This window comes from Streptococcus infantis (assembly GCF_000963255.1).
GTDB classification, from domain to species: Bacteria; Bacillota; Bacilli; order Lactobacillales; family Streptococcaceae; genus Streptococcus; species Streptococcus nidrosiense.
Genome location: NZ_JYOV01000010.1, coordinates 73894 through 98147, shown reverse-complemented (window position 1 = coordinate 98147; position 24254 = coordinate 73894). Strand labels below are relative to the sequence as shown.

Here is a 24254-nt window from a genome sequence, read left to right as displayed (position 1 = left end):
CAATGTCATTAAGTTAGTAATCTAACTATTTGAATAGGAGATAGGATTGAGATCATCAAAGTGATTCTCTATCCTATCTTCTATTTTTTTTGCATAACAAATAAAGGTTTTTTCACCCTATTTTTTGAGATTTATGTTACTCTATAGATGAAATCAATTACCGATTGGGCCTTTATTTTTCTTGGATATTTTCGATTCGGTCGAATAATAGATAACTGTTTCTTGAGGTAGTTTTTCAACTGGAGAGAAGAAAGGGAACCGTTAAAAAACAAACGGCAGGCATAAGTCGCATCTGAGAAACACACTTTATATCTTTGTTTTTTGTGACTACTGTCGATGGCAACTTGCGAGGTTACCCAACGACAAAAGTTAAAATTTGTAAATCGGGCAAAGATTTCTTGGAGAATCCCTTCCTTCTTTTTGGCATGAAAATTGACCAAGCCAATACTGTATTTCAGGTCACGAAAACTAGTCTCTATGCCCCATCTGCTGGCGTAGAGATTTTTTAATTGTTGGACTGAATAGTCTGTATTTGTCACCAAAGTTTCGTATTTTCCTTCTTCCGCTTCTAAACGCACCAAACGAAAAGGAAGTTGGTATAGTTCAACAGGGTCATGTTTTTGACTTGTTTCTGGAAGAAAATCAAAAGTAGAATTGTGTGGAATAAAATGATAGTCATTGGGGAAATCACGATAAAGTTTTTTGAGCTGATTGGTTTGCTTTCGTGATAATTTTAGAGAAAAGTTTTGATCAAAACACTCTGTATTTGGCAAGTTGAAGGAGGAACGCATGGATTGTTTTCCATCTCGAATTCGGATGATATAAAGCCATCCTTTTTCTTGAAAATGAGCCATGAGATTGTAACTTTCATAGCCTCTATCCATGATAACAAGAGCTTTCTCGAAAGGGAGAAGCCTTCATCATCTGAATCAGAGCTAAGCGCTCATGTTGCGTATGTTTGTCTTGAATAGAAACATCTCTATACACTCCAGTCGTCAAGTCGTATAGGGCATTTATGTGTATGAGATTATAGGATTTAACATCCGTTTGGGTTTGGATAGAGGTTTCTGTATCCATGGGATTTCGAGGAATACAGATATCACTCCCATCTGCAGCGAATATCGGAAGATTGGTGTTAAGTGGAATAGGTGCTGTAAATTCTTTAAATAAGGTATAGAAAGCCTCAGGTTTTATCTGATAGCGTCTTTGAACAAAGGCTGAATTTGAAACTGTCAGTCTAGCATCTAGTAATTCTTTTGACAGTGATTTTCCTCCCATTCCCAGAATGGTACGAATCATGGTTTCTAGTGATAACCTTCTTTTACGAGTAAAGGCCTGTTCATCTTGTTTGACGAGCTCAACTTTTTGACCAAGGATACTCTGAATACTCTTATTCAAGTGGGCTTTTATCTGTTTTATCATAGGAAGTACCTCCTTAACTATCAGTTTAGCACATAAAAAAAGAAACCCAAATACAGAATTGTATTTGAATTTCTTAACTTAATGACATTGGCTTTGCTACTTCTTTTTTAATCTTTATAAGATACAATTCCAATGATTGTATCAACTGCACGCTCCATAGTTTGGAGACTGACATATTCGAAACGACCGTGCATATTTTCGCCACCAGCGAAGATATTTGGAGTAGGAATTCCCATGAAGGAAATCTTAGAACCGTCTGTTCCACCACGGATAGGCTCGATAATTGGTGTAATATCAAGACTTTCCATCACTGCTTTAGCAATAGTGATTGGAGTCATATCCTTTTCGATAACTTCTTTCATGTTGTAGTATTGGTCTGTCAAAGTCAAGGCTACACGATCGCTGCCAAGTTCTTGGTTCATCTTGTCAGCAATAGCATGCATTGCAGCTTTACGCGCTTCGAAGCTTTCTTTTTCAAAGTCGCGAATGATGTAGCTAGCACGCGCTTCCTCAACAGTACCAGTTATATCCATGAGATGGAAGAAACCTTGGTAACCCTCAGTCAACTCAGGTCGGTCACCAGCTGGAAGTTGATTGTGGAAGTCAATTGCCAACTGAAGAGCGTTAACCATTTGTCCCTTAGCAGTACCTGGGTGCACATTACGACCTTGGAAATGAAGTTCAGCACCGGCCGCTGAGAAGGTTTCGTATTGCAATTCTCCTATAGGTCCGCCGTCAACTGTATAAGCGAAGTCAACATTGAAGTCCTCTGCATCAAATTTATTGGCACCAACGCCGATTTCTTCATCTGGTCCGAATCCAACTCGAATTTCACAGTGCTTAATTTCAGGATGAGCGTTTAAGTGTTCGATAGCGGTCATGATTTCAGCGATACCAGATTTGTCATCGGCACCGAGCAATGTAGTCCCATCTGTAGTAATCAAAGTTTGGCCAGGATATTTCTCTAAACTCTTAAAATCAGCTGGATCAAGTTTGAAACCTGAATTCCCAAGTTCGATAACTCCACCGTCGTAGTTTTCAATAACTTGTGGATTGACACCTTCAGCATTAAAATCAGCTGTATCCATGTGGGAGATAAAACCGATCTTACGAGTCAAACTTGGGTCGTTGGCTGGTAAGGTTCCGATAGCAAAACCGTTTGGTAGGTAGTAAACATTTTGCAAACCAACACGTTTCATCTCAGGGATGAGGACATTGGTTGCGAAGTCTACTTGACTTTGGGTACTTGGTGTAGTGGTTGAATGTTCGTCAGAACGTGTATTGACTTTGACATAAGTCAAAAAACGCTCCAACAATGTTGGATATTTCATCATAACTCCTTTTTTCCTTCTTTTAAAACCATTGTATCATAGAAAGAAGAGAAAAACAAAAGTCAGAAGGGAGGTAACATTCTTATGTTAGCGTTTACTTATGGCTGTTTTAGTGATACAATAAAAAAGATAAAAATATCACAAGGATGCAAATATGAAAAAAGCGATTTTAATGATGACATTTGGTTCACCAGAAGAGATTACCTTTGAAGGAGTAGCCGACTTTTTTACCAACATTCGTCGTGGAGTTCGACCTCAAGATCACGAGATTCAAACACTTTATGATAATTATGTTCGAATTGGAGGAACCCCACTTCAAAAAATCACCCGTGAAGAAGTTGCCTTAGTAGAAGCTAGATTGGGAAATGAATATAGTGTCTATTTTGCCAATAAATTTTCAACTCCCTTTATTCCAGATGTGATTCGGCAAATGGAAGCAGATGGAATTGAAAAGTGTATTTGCTTGATTTTGGAGCCACACTATTCCTTTTACTCTGTCATGGGTTATGAAAAGTTTTTGGAAAGTAAACAAATTCAGTTTTTAGTTATTAAGGACTGGTATCAAGAAGAAGCACTCTTAAACTATTGGGCAGATGAAATTGCTAAGATTTTAAAAGAAAAGGTGAAACAGGATAGCTTTAAAGTCATCTTTTCTGCCCACAGTGTGCCCATTTTTGCCTTGGATTTTGGTGATCCTTATATCGACCAGATTTTCGAAAATAGCAAACTAATTGCTGAGAAATTAGACTTAAATCCAGACCAATATACCAACACTTGGCAGAGCGAAAGTGATATTGGTATTCCTTGGATTAAGCCAGATGTCCTGGAATATCTTAGAGAGCAGAAAGAACATCCGGAGCATTATATTTTTGTACCTATTAGTTTTATTAGTGAACACATTGAAGTTTTGTTTGACAACGATGTGGAATGTCATGACTTGTGTCAAGAATTGGGTGTGAACTACCATCGTCCACCAATGCCAAATACAGATTCTCGTTTGATTGCTGCCTTGGTCAATATTGTCCGAGCTAACGAACATAAAGAATTTAGAGAATTCCTCCCAGAAGAAGAGACCTTTGATGAATTAGTCCCTTCAGATGAAACTAAGAATATTTTAGATGAATCACAAGACTTACAAATGCCAGAATTTGTTAAAAAATTAATTGAGAAAAAAGGTCGTGAAAATGTCAAGATGCCTTATTTAATCAAAAAAATGCTTGAAAAAGCTGGCAAATTGCCCAAAGACTAAGTGAAAATAGAAAAGAACTGGTAAGTTTTGTTTCAAATATCCGCTAAGGCAGGATATAACTTAGAAGGTGAAAGAAAAGGCGGTGGGACAGAAATCAATAGACAAAGTCTTGATTTCGTAGTCCCAGCCCCGCGAGGATGATTAGGAGCTTTTTGGAGTCTAAAAGACGAACAAAAAGTTCAATCAGCTACCGCGTCAAATTATGATTGATAATAAAAAGTGAGGTCGGGATCTTTTTGTCCCAACCTCTTTTTAGGTGACTAGCATTTTTGGGGCCTAGTTTTTTCTTATTTACCCAAACAAAATTGGCTGAACAATTGTGTAATGAGTTCATCTGGAGCAGCATCACCAGTGATTTCCCCAAGGATTTCCCAAGTACGGGTTAAATCAACTTGAAGTAAATCAACTGGCATCCCCAGCTCAAGACCTTCGTTAACAGCTTGTAAGCTTTCTACTGCCTTTTCAATTAAGGAAATGTGACGGGCATTAGACAGGTAAGTAGCATCTTGTTCGACCAAGCCAGCATTTTCAAAGAAGAGGTTGTTAATCCGTTCTTCAATCTTATCAATGTTTTGGTTTTTGAGAACTGAAATACGGATGACATCTTCAGGAAGTTCCTGAGTTTCAATAGCCTCAGGTAGGTCAGTTTTGTTCAGTAGGATGATACGGTTGGTATCTTGGCTGATTTCAAGAAGTTGTCGGTCTTGGGCAGTTAGAGGTTCGCTAGCGTTTAAGACAAGTAGTACCAAGTCAGCTTCCTTGAGAGCTTTTTTGGAGCGTTCAACACCAATTTGTTCCACGACATCATCCGTTTCACGAATACCTGCAGTATCAATCAACTTCAGTGGAACACCGTTGATATTGACGTATTCTTCGATGACGTCTCGAGTAGTCCCTGCAATATCAGTTACAATGGCCTTATCTTCGCGCAGGAGGTTATTAAGAAGGCTAGACTTCCCAACGTTTGGACGACCAATGATAGCCGTTGAAATCCCTTCACGAAGGATTTTCCCACGACGGGCTGTTTTAAGGAGATTGGTTAAGAGTTGTTCAAACTCCAAAGTTTTCTCACGAACAACAGCAGTAGTGGCTTCTTCAACATCGTCGTATTCAGGATAGTCGATATTAACCTCTACTTGTGCTAGTGTATTGAGGATTTCCTGACGAGTATTGTTGATAAGGTCAGAAAGGGAACCATCTAATTGTTTGACCGCTATATTCATAGCCTTGTCAGTCTTGGCGCGGATGATATCCATAACAGCTTCAGCCTGAGTCAAGTCCACACGTCCATTTAGGAAGGCACGTTTGGTAAATTCACCAGGCTCTGCCATGCGAGCTCCTTCACGGATAGCCAGTTGGAGAATTTCATTGGTTACGGCGATTCCACCGTGAGTGTTAATCTCGATAATATCTTCACGAGTGAATGTCTTTGGAGATTTCATAGCCCCAATCATAACCTCGTCCATGACCTTACCAGTTTGAGGATCAACAATGTGGCCGTAGTTAAGAGTGTGGCTAGCAACCTTGCTCAAGTCCTTGCCTTTAAAGATTTTCTGCGCAATGGCAAAACTATCCGTTCCGCTTAGGCGGACTATCCCAATAGCACCTTCACCTAGTGGAGTGGAGATTGCTGCAATGGTATCAAATTCCCGTGTAATCATTTCAATTCCTTTATAGTTTATTTGTTTGTATAGACTAATATCTCTTCAAATTGTAACAAATTTTAGTATTTTCTTCAATGAATGTTACTTATAAAGAAAAGCCTAAGCAGATTGCTTAAGCTTTACTTAGTGCGCATTTCGCCTTGTGGGAAATAGGTTCCTTCAGGCATATCGTTGATAATGACATGAACAGCAGATTGAGGTGCACCAGTGTTGCGAACAACAGCTTCCGTAACTTCCTTGGCTAGGGCTTTCTTTTGCTCTAGCGTGCGTCCTTCAAATAAATCGATGCGTACAAATGGCATAATTGCGTCCTCCACTAGTTATTTGATTTCTTCTATTTTACCACAATTTGTCGTTTAAAGCTTTGAGAAAATATGGTATACTAGAATGTAGCAAAAATTTAGAAATGGACGTGAAATAGAAGCATGGCACAGTTGTATTATCGTTATGGGACCATGAACTCAGGAAAAACGATTGAGATTCTCAAAGTAGCCTATAACTATGAGGAGCAAGGAAAGGGAGTTGTGATTATGACTTCGGCTCTGGATACGCGTGACGGTGTTGGCTATGTTTCAAGTCGCATTGGAATGAAAAGACCAGCAGTTGCTATTGAGGAAACAACGGATATCTTTGGATTTATCCGAGATTTACCTGAAAAGCCTTACTGTGTACTTGTCGATGAAGCCCAGTTTTTAAAGCGTCACCATGTTTACGACCTAGCTCGTGTTGTCGATGAGTTAGATATACCTGTCATGGCATTTGGTTTAAAAAATGACTTTCGTAATGAACTATTCGAAGGTTCAAAATATCTTTTGCTCTTAGCAGATAAGATTGACGAAATCAAGACCATTTGCCAGTATTGCAAGAAAAAAGCGACCATGGTCTTGCGTACGCAGGACGGATTGCCAGTCTATGATGGTGAGCAGATCCAGATAGGTGGCAATGAAACCTATATCTCGGTTTGCCGTAAACATTATTTTGCCCCTGAAATCAATAAGGAGAATAAGAAAAAATGAACATCTATGATCAACTACAAGCTGTAGAAGACCGTTATGAAGAGTTGGGAGAATTGCTGAGCGACCCTGATGTGGTCTCTGATACCAAGCGTTTCATGGAGCTTTCAAAAGAGGAAGCTTCTACTCGTGATACTGTAACTGCCTACCGCGAATACAAACAAGTCCTTCAAAATATCATTGATGCCGAAGAGATGATTAAAGAATCAGGCGGAGATGCTGACTTGGAAGAAATGGCCAAGCAAGAATTGAAAGATGCTAAGGCTGAAAAAGAAGAGTACGAAGAAAAACTGAAGATTTTGCTTCTTCCTAAAGATCCAAACGATGACAAAAATATCATCCTTGAAATACGTGGAGCTGCAGGTGGTGATGAAGCAGCCCTCTTTGCTGGCGACTTGTTAACTATGTACCAAAAATATGCTGAAGCCCAGGGCTGGCGCTTTGAAGTCATGGAAGCATCTATGAATGGTGTCGGTGGTTTCAAGGAAGTGGTTGCCATGGTATCAGGCCAGTCTGTTTACTCTAAACTTAAGTACGAATCAGGTGCCCACCGTGTACAGCGTGTCCCTGTGACAGAAAGCCAAGGACGTGTTCATACCTCAACAGCAACTGTCCTTGTCATGCCTGAAGTCGAAGAAGTAGAATACGATATTGATCCAAAAGATCTTCGTGTGGATATCTACCACGCATCTGGTGCTGGTGGACAGAACGTCAACAAGGTTGCGACTGCTGTTCGTATTGTTCACTTGCCAACCAATATCAAGGTTGAGATGCAGGAAGAACGTACCCAGCAGAAAAACCGTGAGAAGGCTATGAAGATTATTCGTGCGCGTGTTGCTGACCACTTTGCACAGATTGCCCAAGACGAGCAGGACGCAGAGCGTAAGTCTACTATCGGTACTGGTGACCGTTCAGAACGTATCCGTACTTATAACTTCCCACAAAACCGTGTGACAGACCACCGTATCGGCTTAACCCTTCAAAAACTAGATACTATTTTGTCTGGTAAACTAGATGAAGTTGTGGATGCCTTGGTTCTTTACGATCAAACGCAAAAATTGGAAGAATTAAACAAATAATGAAACTAGCTCAAATTTTTAAAGATTTTGAGGAAAAGTTGATAGCACAGGGAGAGGAAGCAGAAAGCCTCTCCTTTGTCTATCGTAGCCAGAAAAATCTATCTTTTACAGACTTCGTCTTTGCTCTTCAGCATGAAGCTTCAGAGGAGGAAAGCAAGTTTGTAGAGGAGATTTACACGAAACTAGCAAATCATATACCTGCCCAGTACATTATCGGTCATGCTGAATTCTTTGAGATGCAGTTAAAAGTAGATGAGCGGGTCTTGATTCCTCGACCAGAGACAGAAGAGTTGGTGGAACTCGTTTTGGCTGAGAATTCAAAGGAAAACCTCAAAGTTCTGGATATCGGAACAGGAAGCGGAGCCATTGCTCTTGCCTTAGCTAAAAATAGACTAGATTGGACAATCACAGCTGCCGATATTTCTCAGGATGCTTTGGATTTGGCGATGGAAAACGCTAATAATCAAGGTCTATCATTATCATTTATTAAATCTGATTGTTTTTCCGAAATTTCTTCAAAATATGATATAATTGTATCCAATCCACCATACATATCTCGAGTAGATGAGTCAGAAGTAGGTTTGAATGTTCTCCATTCAGAGCCACATTTAGCCCTCTTTGCAGATGAGGATGGTCTAGCAATCTATCGCAGAATTGCGGAAGAATCAAAGGACTATCTAAATGATGGTGGTAAGATTTATCTTGAAATTGGCTACAAACAAGGTCAAAGTGTTCCAGCTCTTTTCAAGGAAAATTTTCCCGAGAAGCGAGTTCGAACTCTGAAAGACCAATTTGGCCAAGATAGGATGGTTGTCATTGATGATGGAGAAAATTAAGAAAGAGCTTGAAAAAGGTGGAGCTGTAGTTTTGCCAACAGAGACTGTTTATGGTCTCTTTGCAAAAGCTTTGGATAAAAAGGCTGTTGACCATGTTTATCAGCTTAAATGTCGTCCAAGAGACAAGGCACTCAATCTCAATGTTGCTAGTCTAGACGATATCTTGAACTTTTCTAAGAATCAGCCACCTTATCTCCAAAAACTGGTTGAAAGTTTTTTGCCAGGACCTTTGACCATTATCTTAGAAGCTAATGACAAGGTTCCTTACTGGGTCAATTCAGATTTGACAACTGTTGGATTTCGCATGCCGAGTCATCCTGTAACTCTGGACTTGATTCGTGAGTTTGGTCCCTTAATCGGACCTTCTGCCAATATCTCAGGTCAATCAAGTGGAGTAAATTTTCACAAGATTCTTCATGATTTTGACCAAGAGGTCTTGGGACTCGAAGACGATGCTTTTTTAACAGGTCAGGATTCGACTATTTTAGACCTATCTGGCGATAAGGTGAAGATTCTACGTCAAGGAGCGATTACACGAGAAGATATCCTTGCCAAGATACCAACAATTCCTTTTGAGGAGGTATGAAATGCTACGTGATTTGAAAACAACAGATGTTGCATCTATTTGTGAGATTAATAAAGAAGCTTTAGGCTATTCGTTTAGTTTAGAGGAAACGGCTAGTCAACTAGCTAAGTTATCTCAAGACTCACATCACTACCTACTGGGTTTCGAGGATTCGACCAGCCATGACTTACTTGGTTATGTCCATGCCGAGGTTTATGAATCCCTTTATTCAAAACCAGGTTTTAATATTCTAGCTTTAGCTGTTTTGCCTCAAACACAAGGTCAGGGTATCGGAAAAACTTTGCTCCAAGGATTGGAACAAGAAGCAAAAAAACGAGGCTATAACTTCATTCGCTTAAATTCTGCAGACCATCGTCTGGGTGCCCATGCATTTTACGAAAAAGTTGGTTATACTTGTGATAAAGTGCAGAAACGGTTTATTCGCATCTTTTAGTATATTTTCTTAAACTAAAGGACCAGTCACACTATAAAGGAGAAGACCTATGATTTTTGACAAAGACGATTTTAAAGCATACGATGCTGATCTCTGGAATGCTATTGCCAAAGAAGAGGAACGCCAACAAAACAATATTGAGCTAATCGCGTCTGAAAATGTCGTTTCTAAAGCAGTTATGGCGGCTCAAGGGTCTATCTTGACCAATAAATACGCCGAAGGTTACCCAGGACGTCGTTATTACGGTGGTACGGATGTAGTTGATATCGTTGAAAGTCTGGCTATTGAACGTGCAAAAGAAATTTTCGGTGCTAAATTCGCCAATGTCCAACCTCACTCAGGAAGTCAAGCCAACTGTGCAGCGTACATGGCTTTGGTTGAGCCAGGTGATACGGTAATGGGAATGGATTTGGCAGCAGGTGGTCACTTGACCCACGGAGCTCCTGTAAGCTTCTCTGGTCAAACCTACAACTTTGTTTCTTATAGTGTTGATCCTGAGACTGAACTCTTGGACTTTGATGCTATCTTAAAACAAGCACAAGAAGTGAAACCCAAACTAATCGTAGCAGGGGCTTCAGCTTATTCTCAAATTATTGATTTTTCAAAATTCCGTGAAATTGCTGATGCTGTTGGTGCTAAACTCATGGTCGATATGGCGCACATTGCTGGTTTGGTTGCTGCAGGTCTTCATCCAAGTCCAGTCCCTTATGCACATATTACAACAACAACGACCCACAAAACCCTTCGTGGACCACGTGGTGGTTTGATTTTGACTAATGACGAAGACCTTGCTAAGAAGATTAATTCTGCTATTTTCCCAGGTATCCAAGGTGGGCCATTAGAGCACGTTGTTGCTGCTAAGGCTGTTGCCTTCAAAGAGGTATTGGACCCAGCCTTCAAGGAATATGCAGCAAATGTTATTAAGAACAGCAAGGCTATGGCAGAAGTCTTCTTGCAAGACCCTGATTTCCGTATTATCTCTGGTGGTACTGAAAATCACCTCTTTCTAGTTGATGTAACTAAGGTTGTAGAAAATGGGAAAGTTGCTCAAAACTTGCTAGATGAAGTCAATATTACCCTAAATAAAAACTCAATCCCTTACGAAACTTTGTCACCATTTAAGACAAGTGGTATTCGTATCGGAACAGCAGCAACAACTGCACGTGGTTTTGGTGAAGAAGAAAGTCGTAAAGTGGCTGAGCTTATCATTAAAGCCCTTAAAAATGCAGAAAATGAAGCTGTCTTAGAAGAAGTGAGAAGCGAGGTCAAAGCCTTGACAGATGCCTTCCCATTGTATGAGGACTAATACTATTATGGACATTTATATTAAGAAAGCCATTATCCATCAGTTCAGCCCTGATGACACAGAGTTGTTTCTAGCGGATAAATTTCTCAATATCACTCCAAAAATCGAAGAATACCTACGTAAGAAAATCGAACGTGTGTATTCAGATGAAGCCAAGACTGGGATTTTCGAAGAAGAAAATCCCTTCTTCAATCACATCACAGACGATTTATTGGAGACATCGGTGACGCTAGCAAACCTATGGAAAGAGGAATTCAGCATTTCTGAAAATCTCAAGACCAACGACTTGATTTTTGTGCAGTTTTCTAAAGAAGGAGTAGAGCATTTTGCTTTTCTACGTATTGCCCTGCGTGAGACCTTGACCCACCTCGGTGGAGAGGTTGATAATCCAATCAAGCTGACTCAGAATAACCTGCCTGGATTTGGTACAGGGGCTGACGAGGCCTTAGTGGTCAATCTTCAAAGCCGAAAATATCACCTGATTGAGAAACGAATCAAGTATAACGGAACTTTTTTGAACTATTTTTCTGAGAATCTGATTCAGGCTCACCCAAAGATTTCACCTAAGAAGTCAATCAAGGAACTGGAAAAAACGGCTCAGAGAATTGCTGAAACATTTAATACAGATGATTTTCAATTTCAATCTAAGGTCAAGTCTGCTATTTTTAACAACCTTGAAGAAAGAAATGAATTGTCTCCAGAAAAATTGGCAAATGACCTTTTTGACAACAATCTCACTGCACGTCTTAGCTTTATTGACCAAGTCAAGGAAGCAGTGCCAGAGCCAGTTCAGTTTGATGAAATCGATGCTAGTCGTCAATTAAAGAAATTTGAAAACCAAAAGCTTTCTCTGTCAAATGGGATTGAGTTAATCGTACCCAATAATATTTACCAAGATGCTGAGTCGGTCGAATTTATCCAAAATGACAATGGTACCTACTCTATCTTAATCAAAAACATCGAGGATATACAAAGCAAATAATGTTTAAATTTATAAGAAGGGTCTTGGTACTTGTTCTTATCTTATTTACTGGTTATAAACTTTTCCATATGTATCGGGATGTGAAGCAGGTCATGACCTATCAATCCTTGGTACGAGAGGTTTTAAGTGAGCAAGATACGCCAGCAAATGAAGAACTAGTCCTGGCTATGATTTATACCGAAACCAAAGGTAAAGAAAGTGACGTGATGCAGTCAAGTGAGTCTGCTAGCGGAACTACAAATACAATTTCTGACAATAGGAGTAGTATTCGTCAGGGAATTCAAACCTTGACTGAAAATCTTTATTTAGCACAAGAAAAGGGTGTAGATGTTTGGACTGCTGTACAGGCCTATAACTTTGGGCCTGCTTATATCGATTTTATCGCCCAAAATGGGAAAGAAAATACCCTTGCACTAGCCAAGCAATATTCAAGAGATACCGTTGCGCCAACTTTAGGAAATACAACTGGAAAAACCTATCGCTACGTCAATCCAATTTCCATCTTTCAAGGAGGAGAACTCTATGTGGATGGTGGAAACTATTATTACTCTAGACAGGTTCAACTAAATCTCTACATTATTAAATTTTTTAATCTATTTTAAGCACTCAAACCAACTATTAAATTATAGGAAAAGCGACAAGATCTAGTCTCAAAAAGTACTAGATCTTTTTATTATGAAATGAGTTTAAATATCCAAAAATAACTAATCTGACAGTTTATTACAAAATTCCTATTATTCGAACGTTAATTCACAAAATGATTATATTTTTATTTGAAATATTAGAATTTCATTTGGTTTTAGATTGTTATCACTGATTTAATACAAAAAAAGCGAATAATATATCTTGGAATAGAGAGAAATACTTGAAATTCAAAGTAATAGTGATATAATGAATGTAACGAATAATTAGATTGGGGATTAATAATGAAATTTCATTTTAATGAACGGCAACGTTTTTCCTTACGGAAGTATAGTTTTGGTTTGGCTTCTGTATTATTGGGTACGGCCTTCTTTTTGAGTGGGCAGGTTGCAAGTGCTGATGAAACACCTATTTTAGAAAGAGTAGCTGTTGCTGAAGCCAGTGACCAACAAACGGTTGCTAGTGATAAGCAATCTATTCCCACTAAAAAAGCGGTTGATGAAGAGGCAGTAGAGACCACTTTTTCTGAAGCAAGTGCAGGTATTCAAGAATCTCAGAAAACCACCAACAATTCAGAAAATAGCAAATTAAATGATCAAATTTCAAAAGTAGATGAAGAAACTACTCCTGAAAATAAAGTAGATGTACAGAAGACGGAAACTTTAGATTCAGCTACTAGTGTTCAAAATGAGGAATCTAAAAACTCCGATAAAAAATCTGATAACTCCTCTGAGCTTAAAGGTGACTACACAGAAAATAAAGTATCAGATTCTCGTCTAAATCGTAGCCGAAGAGCTATCTCGGAAAATGGATGGTCTTCACATGAAATAGATCCAAAAGATTTAAGTTTTAAAGCTGTGAATATTCCAGTAATCTCAGGTCAATATGTCACGAGAGATGATATTAATGGAATTAAAATTGAAACAGACATGTTTGATATTCCTTGGACCTACAATTATGTCATCGTTTCGAAGAGTAGTAATGGTGGAGAAGCGAGACATCGCATCATAAATATTTATTACAAGAATCTAGGAACGATTAGTTTTGTAGATTCTGACGGCAATTCAATCTCTGGAGTAACGACTAGTAAAGTCTTTAAAAATACAAATAATACTCTTACTTCTGATGATGGTACTCCTGTCCCAGATCCATCGGATGCTGCTATTACTGAACTTCCAAAACTTCCAGCAGGTTATCGTCTTAAAACTGTTGATGGTGATCCTACAAAAGTAGAAGCCTATATTGACCGTCAGACAAGTGACACTATCTATGATTATAGTGAAATTCACACCAATGAGGTTATTGATCCAGATTCTCTAACTCCAGATGAATTGGATGAAGCTTTGAAGAAGTATCCTGCTCCAAAGATTAGTAGTGAAACGTGGTCTTTGAACCAAAAAGAAACAGTTACTCTCATTCGTCAACCTGATGGAAGCTATGCTATTGATCCTACTATTGCAGGTAATGGAGGAAATCAATTTGCACCAGGAACACGCTATCGTCTTGTTCTTGAAAAAGATTCTACCGCTATTCAACAAACAACTAGCCAAACTGTAACCTATACTGGAGCAGAGAGTAACCCACCACAAAATCTTCAAAATGACTTTACTTTTACAGGCGAAGAAAATAGTCAAACACATGACAAAACATGGAAACAAACATCTCATACTTATGGAGAAGTTTTAACTCCAGTCGTTACAGGTTACTACGCAGATAAAACTAGTGCAGGTAAAAAGACTGTTACACCAGATCAACCGCATGCAACTGATACTGTAACTTATAAAAAGTTAGGTAAAATTATCCAAGTAGACGAAGCCGGAAATGTTATTCCAGGTTCAGTATCTAAGACTTATGAAAATAATCCAGTTGATCCGACCCAAGCAGCAGAAACTAAAATTCCTGATGCTCCAGCTGGATACAAAATTAAGGAAGAACAACCTCAAGCTTGGGGTTACAATATAGTTGATAAAACGATTGAACCAAATGATGAAAGTGATCCAGATCGTATTTCACGAGATACTCCAATCATCTACGTTCCAATCGTAAATGATGTGACAAAACCAACCAAACAAACGGTAACCTTTGAAGGTGCGGGTGTAGATACTCCAACTCCTAATGTTCAAACTGACTTCACATTTACTGGTAAGCAAAAACAGGCAGATGGTACGATCGCATGGGATCAACCAAGCCATACATACGGTAAGGTTATTGTTCCAGTTGTAGAAGGATTCTATTCAGATAAGGCAGAAGCTGGATCTAAAGTTGTAACTCCAGATCAACCAGAAGTAACAGACCATGTTATCTACAAACCACTTGGAAGCTTGGTGCCAAAATCTGACGATCCAAAATTCCCATCAACTCCAAAAGTGAAGTATCCAAATGATCCGACAGATCCAACCAAACCAAGTAAACCAATTGTGCCAAATGTCCCAGGCTACAAACCATACTTGCCAGATCCAAACGATCCAACGAAACCAGATACAGATAAACCAGTAGAACCAGGTAAGGAGCTACCAAACCTTCCAACCAACCCAGGTGATGACACTCCAATCATCTACGTTCCAATCGTAAATGATGTGACAAAACCAACCAAACAAACGGTAACCTTTGAAGGTGCGGGTGTAGATACTCCAACTCCTAATGTTCAAACTGACTTCACATTTACTGGTAAGCAAAAACAGGCAGATGGTACGATCGCATGGGATCAACCAAGCCATACATACGGTAAGGTTATTGTTCCAGTTGTAGAAGGATTCTATTCAGATAAGGCAGAAGCTGGATCTAAAGTTGTAACTCCAGATCAACCAGAAGTAACAGACCATGTTATCTACAAACCACTTGGAAGCTTGGTGCCAAAATCTGACGATCCAAAATTCCCATCAACTCCAAAAGTGAAGTATCCAAATGATCCGACAGATCCAACCAAACCAAGTAAACCAATTGTGCCAAATGTCCCAGGCTACAAACCATACTTGCCAGATCCAAACGATCCAACGAAACCAGATACAGATAAACCAGTAGAACCAGGTAAGGAGCTACCAAACCTTCCAACCAACCCAGGTGATGATACTCCAATCATCTACGTTCCAATTAAACCAGAGAATCCGACAGTTCCAACCCCTGGACCAAAACCAGAGAATCCGACAGTTCCAACCCCTGGACCAAAACCAGAGAATCCGATAGTTCCAACTCCTGGACCAAAACCGGAGAATCCGACAGTTCCAACTCCTGGACCAAAACCGGAGAATCCGACAGTTCCAATTCCAGAACCAAAACCTCAAATTCCTGTTACTCCGGAACCAAAACTTTTAGATCCTGAAAAAGTAGTTTACGAATTGCCAAATACAGGTGCGGATTCAAACTCAGTAGTGACTGGACTTGGAATCATTGGAATAGCGACAACACTATTAGGGTTAGCTCAAAAGAAAAAAGAAGACTAAATTAAAAATCTAGTTAAATAAAAAATTTTCATGAGCAAATCACTTGTATAAAAGATTAGAGAAGACTATTTTGTTCTTCTCTTTTCTTGTATTCTGAACAGTGAGATAATTTTACTCAATATGATTTAGTAACTGTATAAGACTTTTTTAAGTTTTGTAAGGTATGCTAGAATGGAAAAGGAGGAGCGTCCAATGAGAAAGAAATTCTTTCTGACTAGTGCTGCAGTACTTTTAGCAGTTGCAACACTGCAAAGCGCCCAGGCAGCTACTGATGTTCAAAAAGTCATTGATGAAACCTATGTTCAACCTGAGTATGTCTTGGGTTCTTCACTAACAGAAGATCAAAAAAATCAAACACTAAAAAAACTAGGCTATGATGCCTCTAAAGATACTAAAGACTTGAAGACCATGACGCCCGATGTCTACTCAAAAATTATGAATGTCGCAAACGACTCTAGTCTCCAGCTCTATTCGTCTGCAAAAATTCAAAAACTAGGTGAAAAATCTCCACTTGAAGTCAAGATTGAAACACCTGAAAACATCACCAAAGTGACACAAGACATGTACCGTAATGCGGCAGTTACCTTGGGTGTTGAACATGCTCGTATAACCGTAGCTGCACCAATCCCTGTAACAGGTGAAAGTGCCCTAGCTGGTATCTACTATTCATTAGAAGCTAATGGTGTTCAACTTCCTCAAGAAAATAAAGACCTAGCTCAGGAAGAACTAAAAGCTTTGTCAGACATCAACGATGAAAACAAGGACAAATCAGGCTATGATGCCAATAAACTCAATGTAGCCCTTGCCGATATCAAATCTGCTATCGCTAAAGCTAAAGAGTCCAAGGGTGAGCTTACTGAGGATGATGTTCGTAAGATCGTTGAAGATACGTTGAAAAATTATAAGCTGGATCAGGTTATAACAGGAAACCAGATCAATGTCATCATCAACTTTGCCTTTAATCTTTCTAAGAGCGATATTTTGAATAACGAAGACTTTACAAAGACTCTAAAGGATCTGAAACAAAGTATCGTTGCGCAAGCAGGAGATAGTTTTAGCAATATCGACCTTAACTTTGATGCTAATAAAGCTATTCAAGACGGTGGCAATATCATCAGTGCTATTTGGCAAGCAATTGTAAACTTTTTCAAGAGTTTTGGTGCTTAGGTTAATTCATGGTATAATAGATGGTAACAGAATAGTTGCCGTCTTTTTTTGTCGGCTGATAGAAAGTGAAAATTATGTTAAAGAAAAATGATATTGTAGAAGTAGAGATTGTCGATTTGACCCATGAAGGAGCAGGTGTTGCTAAGGTAGATGGCTTGGTATTTTTTGTTGAGAATGCTCTTCCGACTGAGAAAATCCTCATGCGTGTCCTTAAAGTCAACAAGAAGATTGGCTTTGGTAAAGTCGAGGAATACCTTACGCAATCACCACATCGCAACCAAGACTTAGATTTGGCTTACTTGCGTTCAGGGATCGCCGACCTAGGTCATCTAGCTTATCCAGAGCAACTCAAGTTTAAAACCAAGCAAGTAAAAGACAGTCTCTATAAGATTGCTGGAATCAGGGATGTAGAGGTTGCTGATACTCTTGGTATGGAAAATCCTATCAAGTATCGTAACAAGGCTCAGGTTCCTGTTCGTCGCGTTAATGGTGTTCTGGAGACTGGTTTCTTCCGTAAGAATTCTCACGACCTTATGCCATTGGAGGATTTTTACATTCAGGATCCAGTCATTGACCAAGTTATTGTAGCTTTACGTGATTTGCTCCGTCGATATGACTTGAAGCCTTATGATGAGAAGGAACAGTCAGGCTTGATTCGTAACCTTGTTGTGCGTCGTGGACATCACTCAGGTCAAATCATGATTATTTTGGTGACCACACGTCCTAAAGTTTTCAGAGTTGAACAGGTGATTGAACAAATCGTCAAGCAATTTCCAGAAATTGTGTCTGTCATGCAGAATATCAATGATCAAAACACCAATGCGATTTTCGGTAAAGAATGGCGTACACTTTATGGTCAAGATTACATTACAGATCAGATGTTGGGTAATGATTTCCAAATCTCTGGACCAGCTTTTTACCAGGTCAATACAGAAATGGCAGAGAAACTCTATCAGACAGCTATTGACTTTGCGGAGTTAAAACAAGATGATGTCGTCATCGACGCCTACTCAGGAATTGGGACTATTGGACTATCTGTTGCTAAGCACGTCAAGGAAGTTTATGGTGTAGAGGTCATCCCAGAAGCTGTAGAAAACAGCCAGAAAAATGCTAGCTTAAATGGTATCAGCAATGCTCACTATGTCTGCGATACAGCTGAAAATGCCATGAAAAACTGGCTCAAGGTAGGCATCCAACCAACTGCTATCCTAGTCGATCCACCACGCAAGGGCTTGTCCGAGAGCTTTATCAAAGCCAGCGCCCAAACAGGAGCTGATCGCATCGCTTATATCTCTTGTAATGTAGCAACCATGGCTCGAGATATCAAACTCTATCAAGAGCTAGGCTATGAATTGAAGAAAGTCCAGCCGGTGGATTTATTTCCGCAGACGCATCACGTCGAGTGTGTGAGCTTGTTGGTAAAACGAAGTTAATCCTCAAAAGGTTCACCCAAACCTTTTGGGTTCCACAGATACAGCATGTGGAGTGTGTAGTGTTGCTACAACGACTAAAAGGGTGAAAATTCTTGATTTTAAGCACTTTTTCAAGCATTTTGTCTTTATTGAAAAGAGTGATTTTGACATAAAAAAGGTGCAAAAAAATACATTGATGTGAACGTCTGTTTGAATGTCGACTGCGTAGACAAAAAATAGATACGTCAGTAATAAATGAATCCAGCGAGAACATTTTGATAAGTGTTCTCGCTTTTTTTATCTTTTGTAAGTCACTTTTTATTATCAAAAAACTTGCATTTTATCATTTAAAATGATAAAATACGTACAAAATGATAAAAAGGAAAAACAATGAATGTTCAAAAGATAATTTCTATTTTTCAATCGTTTTATATTAATGTAAGTGTTGAAAAAATAGCTTTAACTTTACCAATTAGTTTTGAAAAAAGATTTCAATATGTCCAAATGAAGTTTCATAAGGAGTCATTTTTATTGATTAAAGAAAAGAGAAGAGGAAGTTTAGACTCATTTGTTACTCAAGCTCGTATTATGGGTGAAAAAGCTAGCATGGACGTTGTTTTGGTATTTTCAAAGCTATCTGACATTGAAAAAAAACAACTCCTTCAAGCTAGAGTTCCTTTTGCAGATTTCAAGGGAAATCTCTTTTTTCCTCCATTGGGATTAGTATTGAATGCTAATGATGATGTTGCAACATCTAAAGAATTAACACCTAGCGAACAATTAACTTGGATTGCCTTTTTATTGACAAAAGGTCAAAAAGTAGTAGATGTTGATATGCTTTCACAGGTAACTGGACTTCCAAACTCAACGATTTATAGATGTTTGAGGACTTTTAAAACTTTAGATTGGTTAAATAAGCCAAATAAACTTTACACCTATACTGCATCAAAGAAAGAATTATTCTTAAAATCAGAGTCCTATTTATTTAATCCAATCAAAAAACGTCTCTTATTGCCCAATGTAGATCTAGAGAATATAAAATCTGCTTCTAGGCTTCTATACGGTGGTACTTATGCTTTATCCTATTTGACTTTTTTAGCTGAATCTGATGAAAATAGTAGCTATGTCATATCACAGAGACAATTCAATAAATTATCCTTACAACTTCCTCAGCATGTTTTAGTAGGCAAGGTATTAGAGATATGGCGATATAGTCCTTTTGTATCTGAATTTTGGAACGATTTTAAAGAAAATCAAGATAGACAGTTTGTAGATCCTATTTCTCTTTATTTGACCTTAAAAGATGATGATGATCCACGTGTGGAGGAAGAGATTGAAGCACTAAAAAATAATATATTACAGTATCTAGGAGAAGATGATGTCAGCTAATACGAAAGCTATTTTTCAAGAAATGTTTGCGAATTTTCAAGACTATTATGTTTTGATTGGAGGGACTGCAACCTCTATTATACTGGATTCGCAAGGATTTAAAAGTCGGACAACAAAAGATTATGATATGGTAATCATTGATGAATTAAAAAATAAGGAATTTTATGATACCTTGAATCACTTTTTAGAATTGGGAGAATATCAAGGAAGTCAGAAGGATGAAAAAGCACAGCTATTTCGATTTACAACCAATAAGCCTGAGTTTCCTTCTATGATTGAACTATTTAGCATTTTACCAGAATACCCATTAAAGAAGGAGGGGAGAGAAACACCCTTACATTTTGATGAAGATGCTAGTTTGTCGGCCTTATTATTGGATAAGGATTATTATAATATATTAGTGCATGAAAAAGAATCCATTCAGGGATACTCGGTGTTGAGTAATCGTGGTTTAATTATTTTCAAGGCTAAAGCTTGGTTGGATATGAGAGAACGCTCTGCCACAGGTATTCAAGGTTTAAGTAAAGCCATAAAAAAACATTTGAACGATATTACTCGATTAACAGCTCTATTAGTAGGGAGTGAAAAGCTATCAAATATAACCTCTAGTGACACGGTAAAAGCAGATATGCACCGTTTTGTGATAGAACTTGAGTCTGTGATATCAACTATTCCTCAAAATGATGATATTTTATTGAATCGAAATGAAGTTTTTGAAATTTTGAAAGATTTTTTAGATAGTTAAAATAATTGTAGTAACATAGGTATATTGGAATGTGACATACTTGTTTTTGTCTGGGAGGACTGATGCGTCAGCTCTCCCGTTTTTTATGTTCAAGTCACTTGACTTAGTTCAGGTAGTTTTTTGCTGTTCTTTTTCATGCGATAACTATTTCAAGGCGTTTTGGTAGTATTAGAGAGAAAACTAAATAGTAGGAGGTAGTTACATGTTGATTCAAGAAAAAGGCGAGAAACATGTTTTTCGTAAAAGCAAAAAATACGCTCCTTTGTTCGGTTGCGATTGAAAATTTGATGACCGCAGTTGTTGGTCTAGGTGGGCAACTTGTTCATGCAGATGAGGTTGTGAGAACTGAAAATCCTGCTTCCAATCTTATCCAAGCAAAGCCAGCTGATAGTACTGAACATATAATCCAAGCCAAATTAAGTGGTCAGGCAAGTGGAGAATTAACCTTTACCGTTTCGAACGAGGAATTAGATAAAGTAGCCCAAGTAGCTAAGCATGAAGCTGTTCAAGTTATCACAGATAAGGAAGTCAATCTAGCTACAATAAAAACAGCTGTGGAAACAAGCGTCGCTCTTTCAAAAGTACAGACTGACTCTGATAAGCAGGTCTCGGAAGTTAAGAAAGTGACAGCTGGTTATGCATTGAGAAATTATGGCCTATCTCCTTTAAAATCAATCAAATTTAACAAGGCTAGATGGAAAGAAATGGTAAAACCTTATTTTGAAAAAAACGATGTTTTTACTATGCCTCAAAATGAAAATATAAGTTTCTAAAAGGAACAGAAGTAAATCTGTGTTTAACTGCAACTAGTAAGTTGCAGTTTTTTGTTTTGAATAATGATATAATAGGTTAAGAAAATAATGAAAACGCTATATATTTGAAAATTGATTAGGAAAGCAGGAAGTATGGAAACAATCGATATGATAATTAAATCATCAACTGAATTTTATAACGATTTAAAAGCTGATGAACATGACAGATATCGTTCATGGGAACATTGCTATTCACATTTTATGATAGCTCGAAAAGAGAATGATGTGAATCTTGATTACCTGAGTTTACAACTTGCATTTTATTTGGCAAGTTGGGGGATGTATCGAGGTTCTTCATTTCTATTACAAAAGGATTATAGAGTACACATCCCTGTTGTGAGTGAGATTTTAAGCAACAAATATGATTCTCTAGCAGGAATAGAATGTAAAAATTTTAGAAATGAAAGTAATCAAAAATTGCTAAAAGAAATTAATGAGTTTATTGCTAATTATTATGATGAAATCAGGCGTGCAGTGAGGGGTTCAGCGCCAAAAAACAACTTATCAGATACACTAATCACAAAGATACTGATGGGCACACTCGGTTGTGTTCCGGCATATGACAGATATTTTGTTGCTGGAATAAGATCGCAAAAGATTGCAAGTGGAACCTATAACATTAAATCTATTTTACAACTAGTAGATTTTTACGAGAGAAACTTAGAACAATTAAATTCAGTTCAAAAAAACTTTATTGTTGCTGATATGCTGTATCCTCAAATGAAAATACTTGATATGGGATTTTGGCAGATTGGTTTTGACTTAGATAATAAATAACTATTTACTTCTGTATCTGGAATTTATAAATGGATTTACTTTGAAAAGATAGTAACTCTAAATCTTAATAATAATTTTTCATTGAATAGCTTTTAGATTATTAACTTTCAGAGTATGATGTACCACAAATTCATTTTATTAGAGAAAGCAACTAGATAGCATACTATCAAGATATTTTAAATTAGATAATATTGTATTTTGGATTATAACAAAGGAGTACAAACATGCCGAAATATACCGACGAAGATATTAGAAAATTAAATAAAATCACATTAAAAATTGCTGGTGATTATTTAGGTATAAGTTCACAGGCAGTTGCTATAGGTCTTAGAAATAATCTTCTTCCAATTGGTTTTGCTATTCATAATGAAGAAAGAGACAGACGTTTCACAGAGAGTTGGTCATATCATATTATCGCCGAAAGAATGATTTCATACAATCACGGTAAGCTATCAGAGATCCGTGTTGAAAATATTGAAGCCAGTTTAGATAAAATTATAGAGGAATTTAACGGTTTAAAACAAGATTTACTTTTTATATTAAGCGAAAATGCAGAAGTGAAGAATTAGAAGTTTTTGAATTTGCGTTTTCGCTTGGTAAATATAAAAACAGTGATGTAAAGTATAAGGGTAAAGGTGTTTCAAATGAAGATGATAAAGACCTTTTCTAGAGAAGAACTCTATGAAGAAATCTGGGAGATAAGTGCGAAACAAGTTTCATTGAAATATGATTTAAGTTATTCTGACTTACTCAAGAAATGTAAAGAATTTGAAATCCCAATTCCAAAGGGTAGTTATTGGTATCGTAAGAATACTGGACAAGACTTAAGTGAACTTATCGTTCCATTACCACAAAATGATGTAAATGAGGTTCATATTGATAGAAAAAGTTTAAAGAACAGTAGAATTAAAGTTGCTAAACATAAAGAAGATAGTACGGAGGATAAAAACGATGATACAGTTAAACTTGATACAACTAGTATAAGAAGTTCATTATCATTTATAGAGGACGATAAAATAGAGCGTATTATTGAAGCAGTTTCAAACCTAAACCAGTCTCCAAATAAGAGATTACATAAATCTGTAGCTAATCTAAGAGATAAAATTGCAGAGTGGAATAAGAGGGAAAAAGCAGCTTCTTATCCTTACTTTGATTCTAGGCACAGATATAATGATTTAAAAGAACCTAAATTTGTAAAAAATATTTCACTAAATTCTCTTCCGCGTTTATATCGCTTTTTAGATACACTAGTTACTGTAATTGAAAAAATCGGCGATAATGTAACTTCAAATTGGGATATTCAAATTGAAAAGGATATTGTTCGTTTTGAAGTTATAGAATCAACAGACAAAGTAATTCATGAATTAACAAAAGAAGAAGCTAAAGAACTTGCAGAGTACAATGATAGCGTTAAGTTTAATAGATATGCTTTTAAACCAAGAATAAAGAAGTATGACTATATTCCAAATGGAAAATTTCGATTTAAGATAATAGATGGTAAATACATTAAAGATACTAAAGAATTCACACTTGAACAATCAATACCAGAAATAATTGTTTTAATTTACCAAGAGTATTATAAAGTTAAGAACTTACGACTTGAACGTGAAGAGAGAGAAAGACTATACGAAGAAGAACAAGAGCGAAAAAGAAAATTACAAAATAGAATCGAAGAAGAGAAGAAGCGAACAATGTCTCTTCTTAATATGCTGGAAGACTTTCAAACAGCAAATGATTTAAGACTGATGGCTGATAAATTGGAGATAGCAGGGAAACATAGTAAAGAGGAAATTGATTGGATTAGATCCAAAGCTGACTGGATAGACCCAATAGTTTCTTCAACAGACGAATTACTAGGAATTAGAAATCATGAAAATTCTAGAGAACAAAAAGAACAATATCTAAGTGAGAAAAGGTACTACTGGTAACTTTATTTTTCATATATTTATTAAAGAAAGTTGTAGGTTAT

Annotated in this window: 21 protein-coding genes and 2 pseudogenes; 19 read left to right on the top strand and 4 right to left on the bottom strand. The window is 37.5% G+C overall.

Going from position 1 to position 24254, the window contains the following annotated elements:
- Positions 1–131: 131 nt before the first annotated feature.
- Both TZ96_RS10445 and pepT read right to left on the bottom strand, forming a co-directional pair.
- Positions 132–1422: pseudogene (locus tag TZ96_RS10445) on the bottom strand (IS4 family transposase).
- 107 nt (positions 1423–1529) lie between these two features.
- Positions 1530–2753 (bottom strand): peptidase T, encoded by a 1224-nt coding sequence (pepT, locus tag TZ96_RS04175; protein ID WP_045763024.1) that lies wholly within the window; start codon positions 2751–2753, stop codon positions 1530–1532.
- Positions 2754–2907: 154 nt separating this feature from the next.
- Between pepT and hemH the strand changes: the two genes are divergently transcribed.
- A complete protein-coding gene (hemH, locus tag TZ96_RS04170) occupies positions 2908–4002 on the top strand; it encodes a ferrochelatase (RefSeq protein WP_045763023.1) in 1095 nt (364 codons plus the stop codon).
- A gap of 287 nt (positions 4003–4289) precedes the next feature.
- Here hemH and mnmE read toward each other — a convergent pair whose 3' ends face one another.
- Both mnmE and TZ96_RS04160 read right to left on the bottom strand, forming a co-directional pair.
- Positions 4290–5663 (bottom strand): tRNA uridine-5-carboxymethylaminomethyl(34) synthesis GTPase MnmE, encoded by a 1374-nt coding sequence (mnmE, locus tag TZ96_RS04165; RefSeq protein WP_045763022.1) that lies wholly within the window; start codon positions 5661–5663, stop codon positions 4290–4292.
- 122 nt (positions 5664–5785) lie between these two features.
- Entirely contained in the window at positions 5786–5968 is a 183-nt protein-coding gene (locus tag TZ96_RS04160) for a 4-oxalocrotonate tautomerase (protein ID WP_001117401.1), read from the bottom strand.
- 123 nt (positions 5969–6091) lie between these two features.
- On the opposite strand from TZ96_RS04160, the gene TZ96_RS04155 reads away from it, so the two are divergent.
- The 18 genes and pseudogenes from TZ96_RS04155 to TZ96_RS04070 all read left to right on the top strand — a co-directional run bounded on the left by TZ96_RS04155 (position 6092) and on the right by TZ96_RS04070 (position 24213).
- Positions 6092–6682 (top strand): thymidine kinase, encoded by a 591-nt coding sequence (locus TZ96_RS04155; RefSeq protein WP_045763021.1) that lies wholly within the window; start codon positions 6092–6094, stop codon positions 6680–6682.
- Positions 6679–7758: a peptide chain release factor 1 gene (gene prfA, locus TZ96_RS04150; protein ID WP_001028810.1), complete on the top strand. Its 1080-nt coding sequence runs from the start codon at positions 6679–6681 to the stop codon at positions 7756–7758. The genes TZ96_RS04155 and prfA overlap by 4 nt, the downstream gene beginning before the upstream one ends.
- Positions 7758–8594: a peptide chain release factor N(5)-glutamine methyltransferase gene (gene prmC, locus TZ96_RS04145; RefSeq protein ID WP_045763020.1), complete on the top strand. Its 837-nt coding sequence runs from the start codon at positions 7758–7760 to the stop codon at positions 8592–8594. Before prfA ends, prmC begins: the two co-directional genes overlap by 1 nt.
- The gene (locus TZ96_RS04140) at positions 8578–9180 is read left to right on the top strand and encodes an L-threonylcarbamoyladenylate synthase (RefSeq protein WP_045763019.1); all 603 of its coding nucleotides are present in this window, start codon (positions 8578–8580) and stop codon (positions 9178–9180) included. Before prmC ends, TZ96_RS04140 begins: the two co-directional genes overlap by 17 nt.
- 1 nt (position 9181) lies before the next feature.
- A complete protein-coding gene (locus TZ96_RS04135; protein ID WP_045763018.1) occupies positions 9182–9613 on the top strand; it encodes a GNAT family N-acetyltransferase in 432 nt (143 codons plus the stop codon).
- A 49-nt stretch (positions 9614–9662) separates the two neighbouring features.
- Positions 9663–10919, top strand: coding sequence for a serine hydroxymethyltransferase (gene glyA, locus TZ96_RS04130; protein ID WP_045763017.1), 1257 nt, complete (start codon positions 9663–9665; stop codon positions 10917–10919).
- A 7-nt stretch (positions 10920–10926) separates the two neighbouring features.
- Positions 10927–11901 carry a nucleoid-associated protein gene (locus TZ96_RS04125; RefSeq protein WP_045763016.1) on the top strand — a complete coding sequence of 325 codons (975 nt, stop codon included), beginning with the start codon at positions 10927–10929 and terminating at the stop codon, positions 11899–11901.
- Positions 11901–12503, top strand: coding sequence for a lysozyme family protein (locus tag TZ96_RS04120; protein WP_045763015.1), 603 nt, complete (start codon positions 11901–11903; stop codon positions 12501–12503). The genes TZ96_RS04125 and TZ96_RS04120 overlap by 1 nt, the downstream gene beginning before the upstream one ends.
- A 324-nt stretch (positions 12504–12827) precedes the next feature.
- On the top strand, positions 12828–15983 hold the full coding sequence (locus TZ96_RS09935) for a YSIRK signal domain/LPXTG anchor domain surface protein (RefSeq protein ID WP_052696551.1): 3156 nt from the start codon (positions 12828–12830) through the stop codon (positions 15981–15983).
- A gap of 192 nt (positions 15984–16175) precedes the next feature.
- Positions 16176–17150 (top strand): DUF1002 domain-containing protein, encoded by a 975-nt coding sequence (locus tag TZ96_RS04110; protein ID WP_045763014.1) that lies wholly within the window; start codon positions 16176–16178, stop codon positions 17148–17150.
- 74 nt (positions 17151–17224) lie between these two features.
- On the top strand, positions 17225–18583 hold the full coding sequence (gene rlmD / locus TZ96_RS04105) for a 23S rRNA (uracil(1939)-C(5))-methyltransferase RlmD (RefSeq protein ID WP_045763013.1): 1359 nt from the start codon (positions 17225–17227) through the stop codon (positions 18581–18583).
- A gap of 369 nt (positions 18584–18952) precedes the next feature.
- Entirely contained in the window at positions 18953–19951 is a 999-nt protein-coding gene (locus TZ96_RS04100; RefSeq protein WP_045763012.1) for a hypothetical protein, read from the top strand.
- Positions 19941–20405, top strand: a pseudogene (locus TZ96_RS10965) (hypothetical protein); the annotation flags it as partial. The gene TZ96_RS04100 and the pseudogene TZ96_RS10965, both read left to right, overlap by 11 nt.
- 30 nt (positions 20406–20435) lie before the next feature.
- Positions 20436–20696: a hypothetical protein gene (locus tag TZ96_RS10960; protein WP_045763026.1), complete on the top strand. Its 261-nt coding sequence runs from the start codon at positions 20436–20438 to the stop codon at positions 20694–20696.
- Positions 20697–20926: 230 nt separating this feature from the next.
- A complete protein-coding gene (locus TZ96_RS11050; protein ID WP_045763011.1) occupies positions 20927–21469 on the top strand; it encodes a hypothetical protein in 543 nt (180 codons plus the stop codon).
- A gap of 132 nt (positions 21470–21601) precedes the next feature.
- The gene (locus tag TZ96_RS04080; RefSeq protein ID WP_045763010.1) at positions 21602–22285 is read left to right on the top strand and encodes a hypothetical protein; all 684 of its coding nucleotides are present in this window, start codon (positions 21602–21604) and stop codon (positions 22283–22285) included.
- A 224-nt stretch (positions 22286–22509) separates the two neighbouring features.
- Entirely contained in the window at positions 22510–22854 is a 345-nt protein-coding gene (locus tag TZ96_RS04075) for a hypothetical protein (RefSeq protein WP_045606823.1), read from the top strand.
- 75 nt (positions 22855–22929) lie between these two features.
- Positions 22930–24213 carry a hypothetical protein gene (locus TZ96_RS04070; RefSeq protein ID WP_045763009.1) on the top strand — a complete coding sequence of 428 codons (1284 nt, stop codon included), beginning with the start codon at positions 22930–22932 and terminating at the stop codon, positions 24211–24213.
- Positions 24214–24254: the final 41 nt, after the last annotated feature.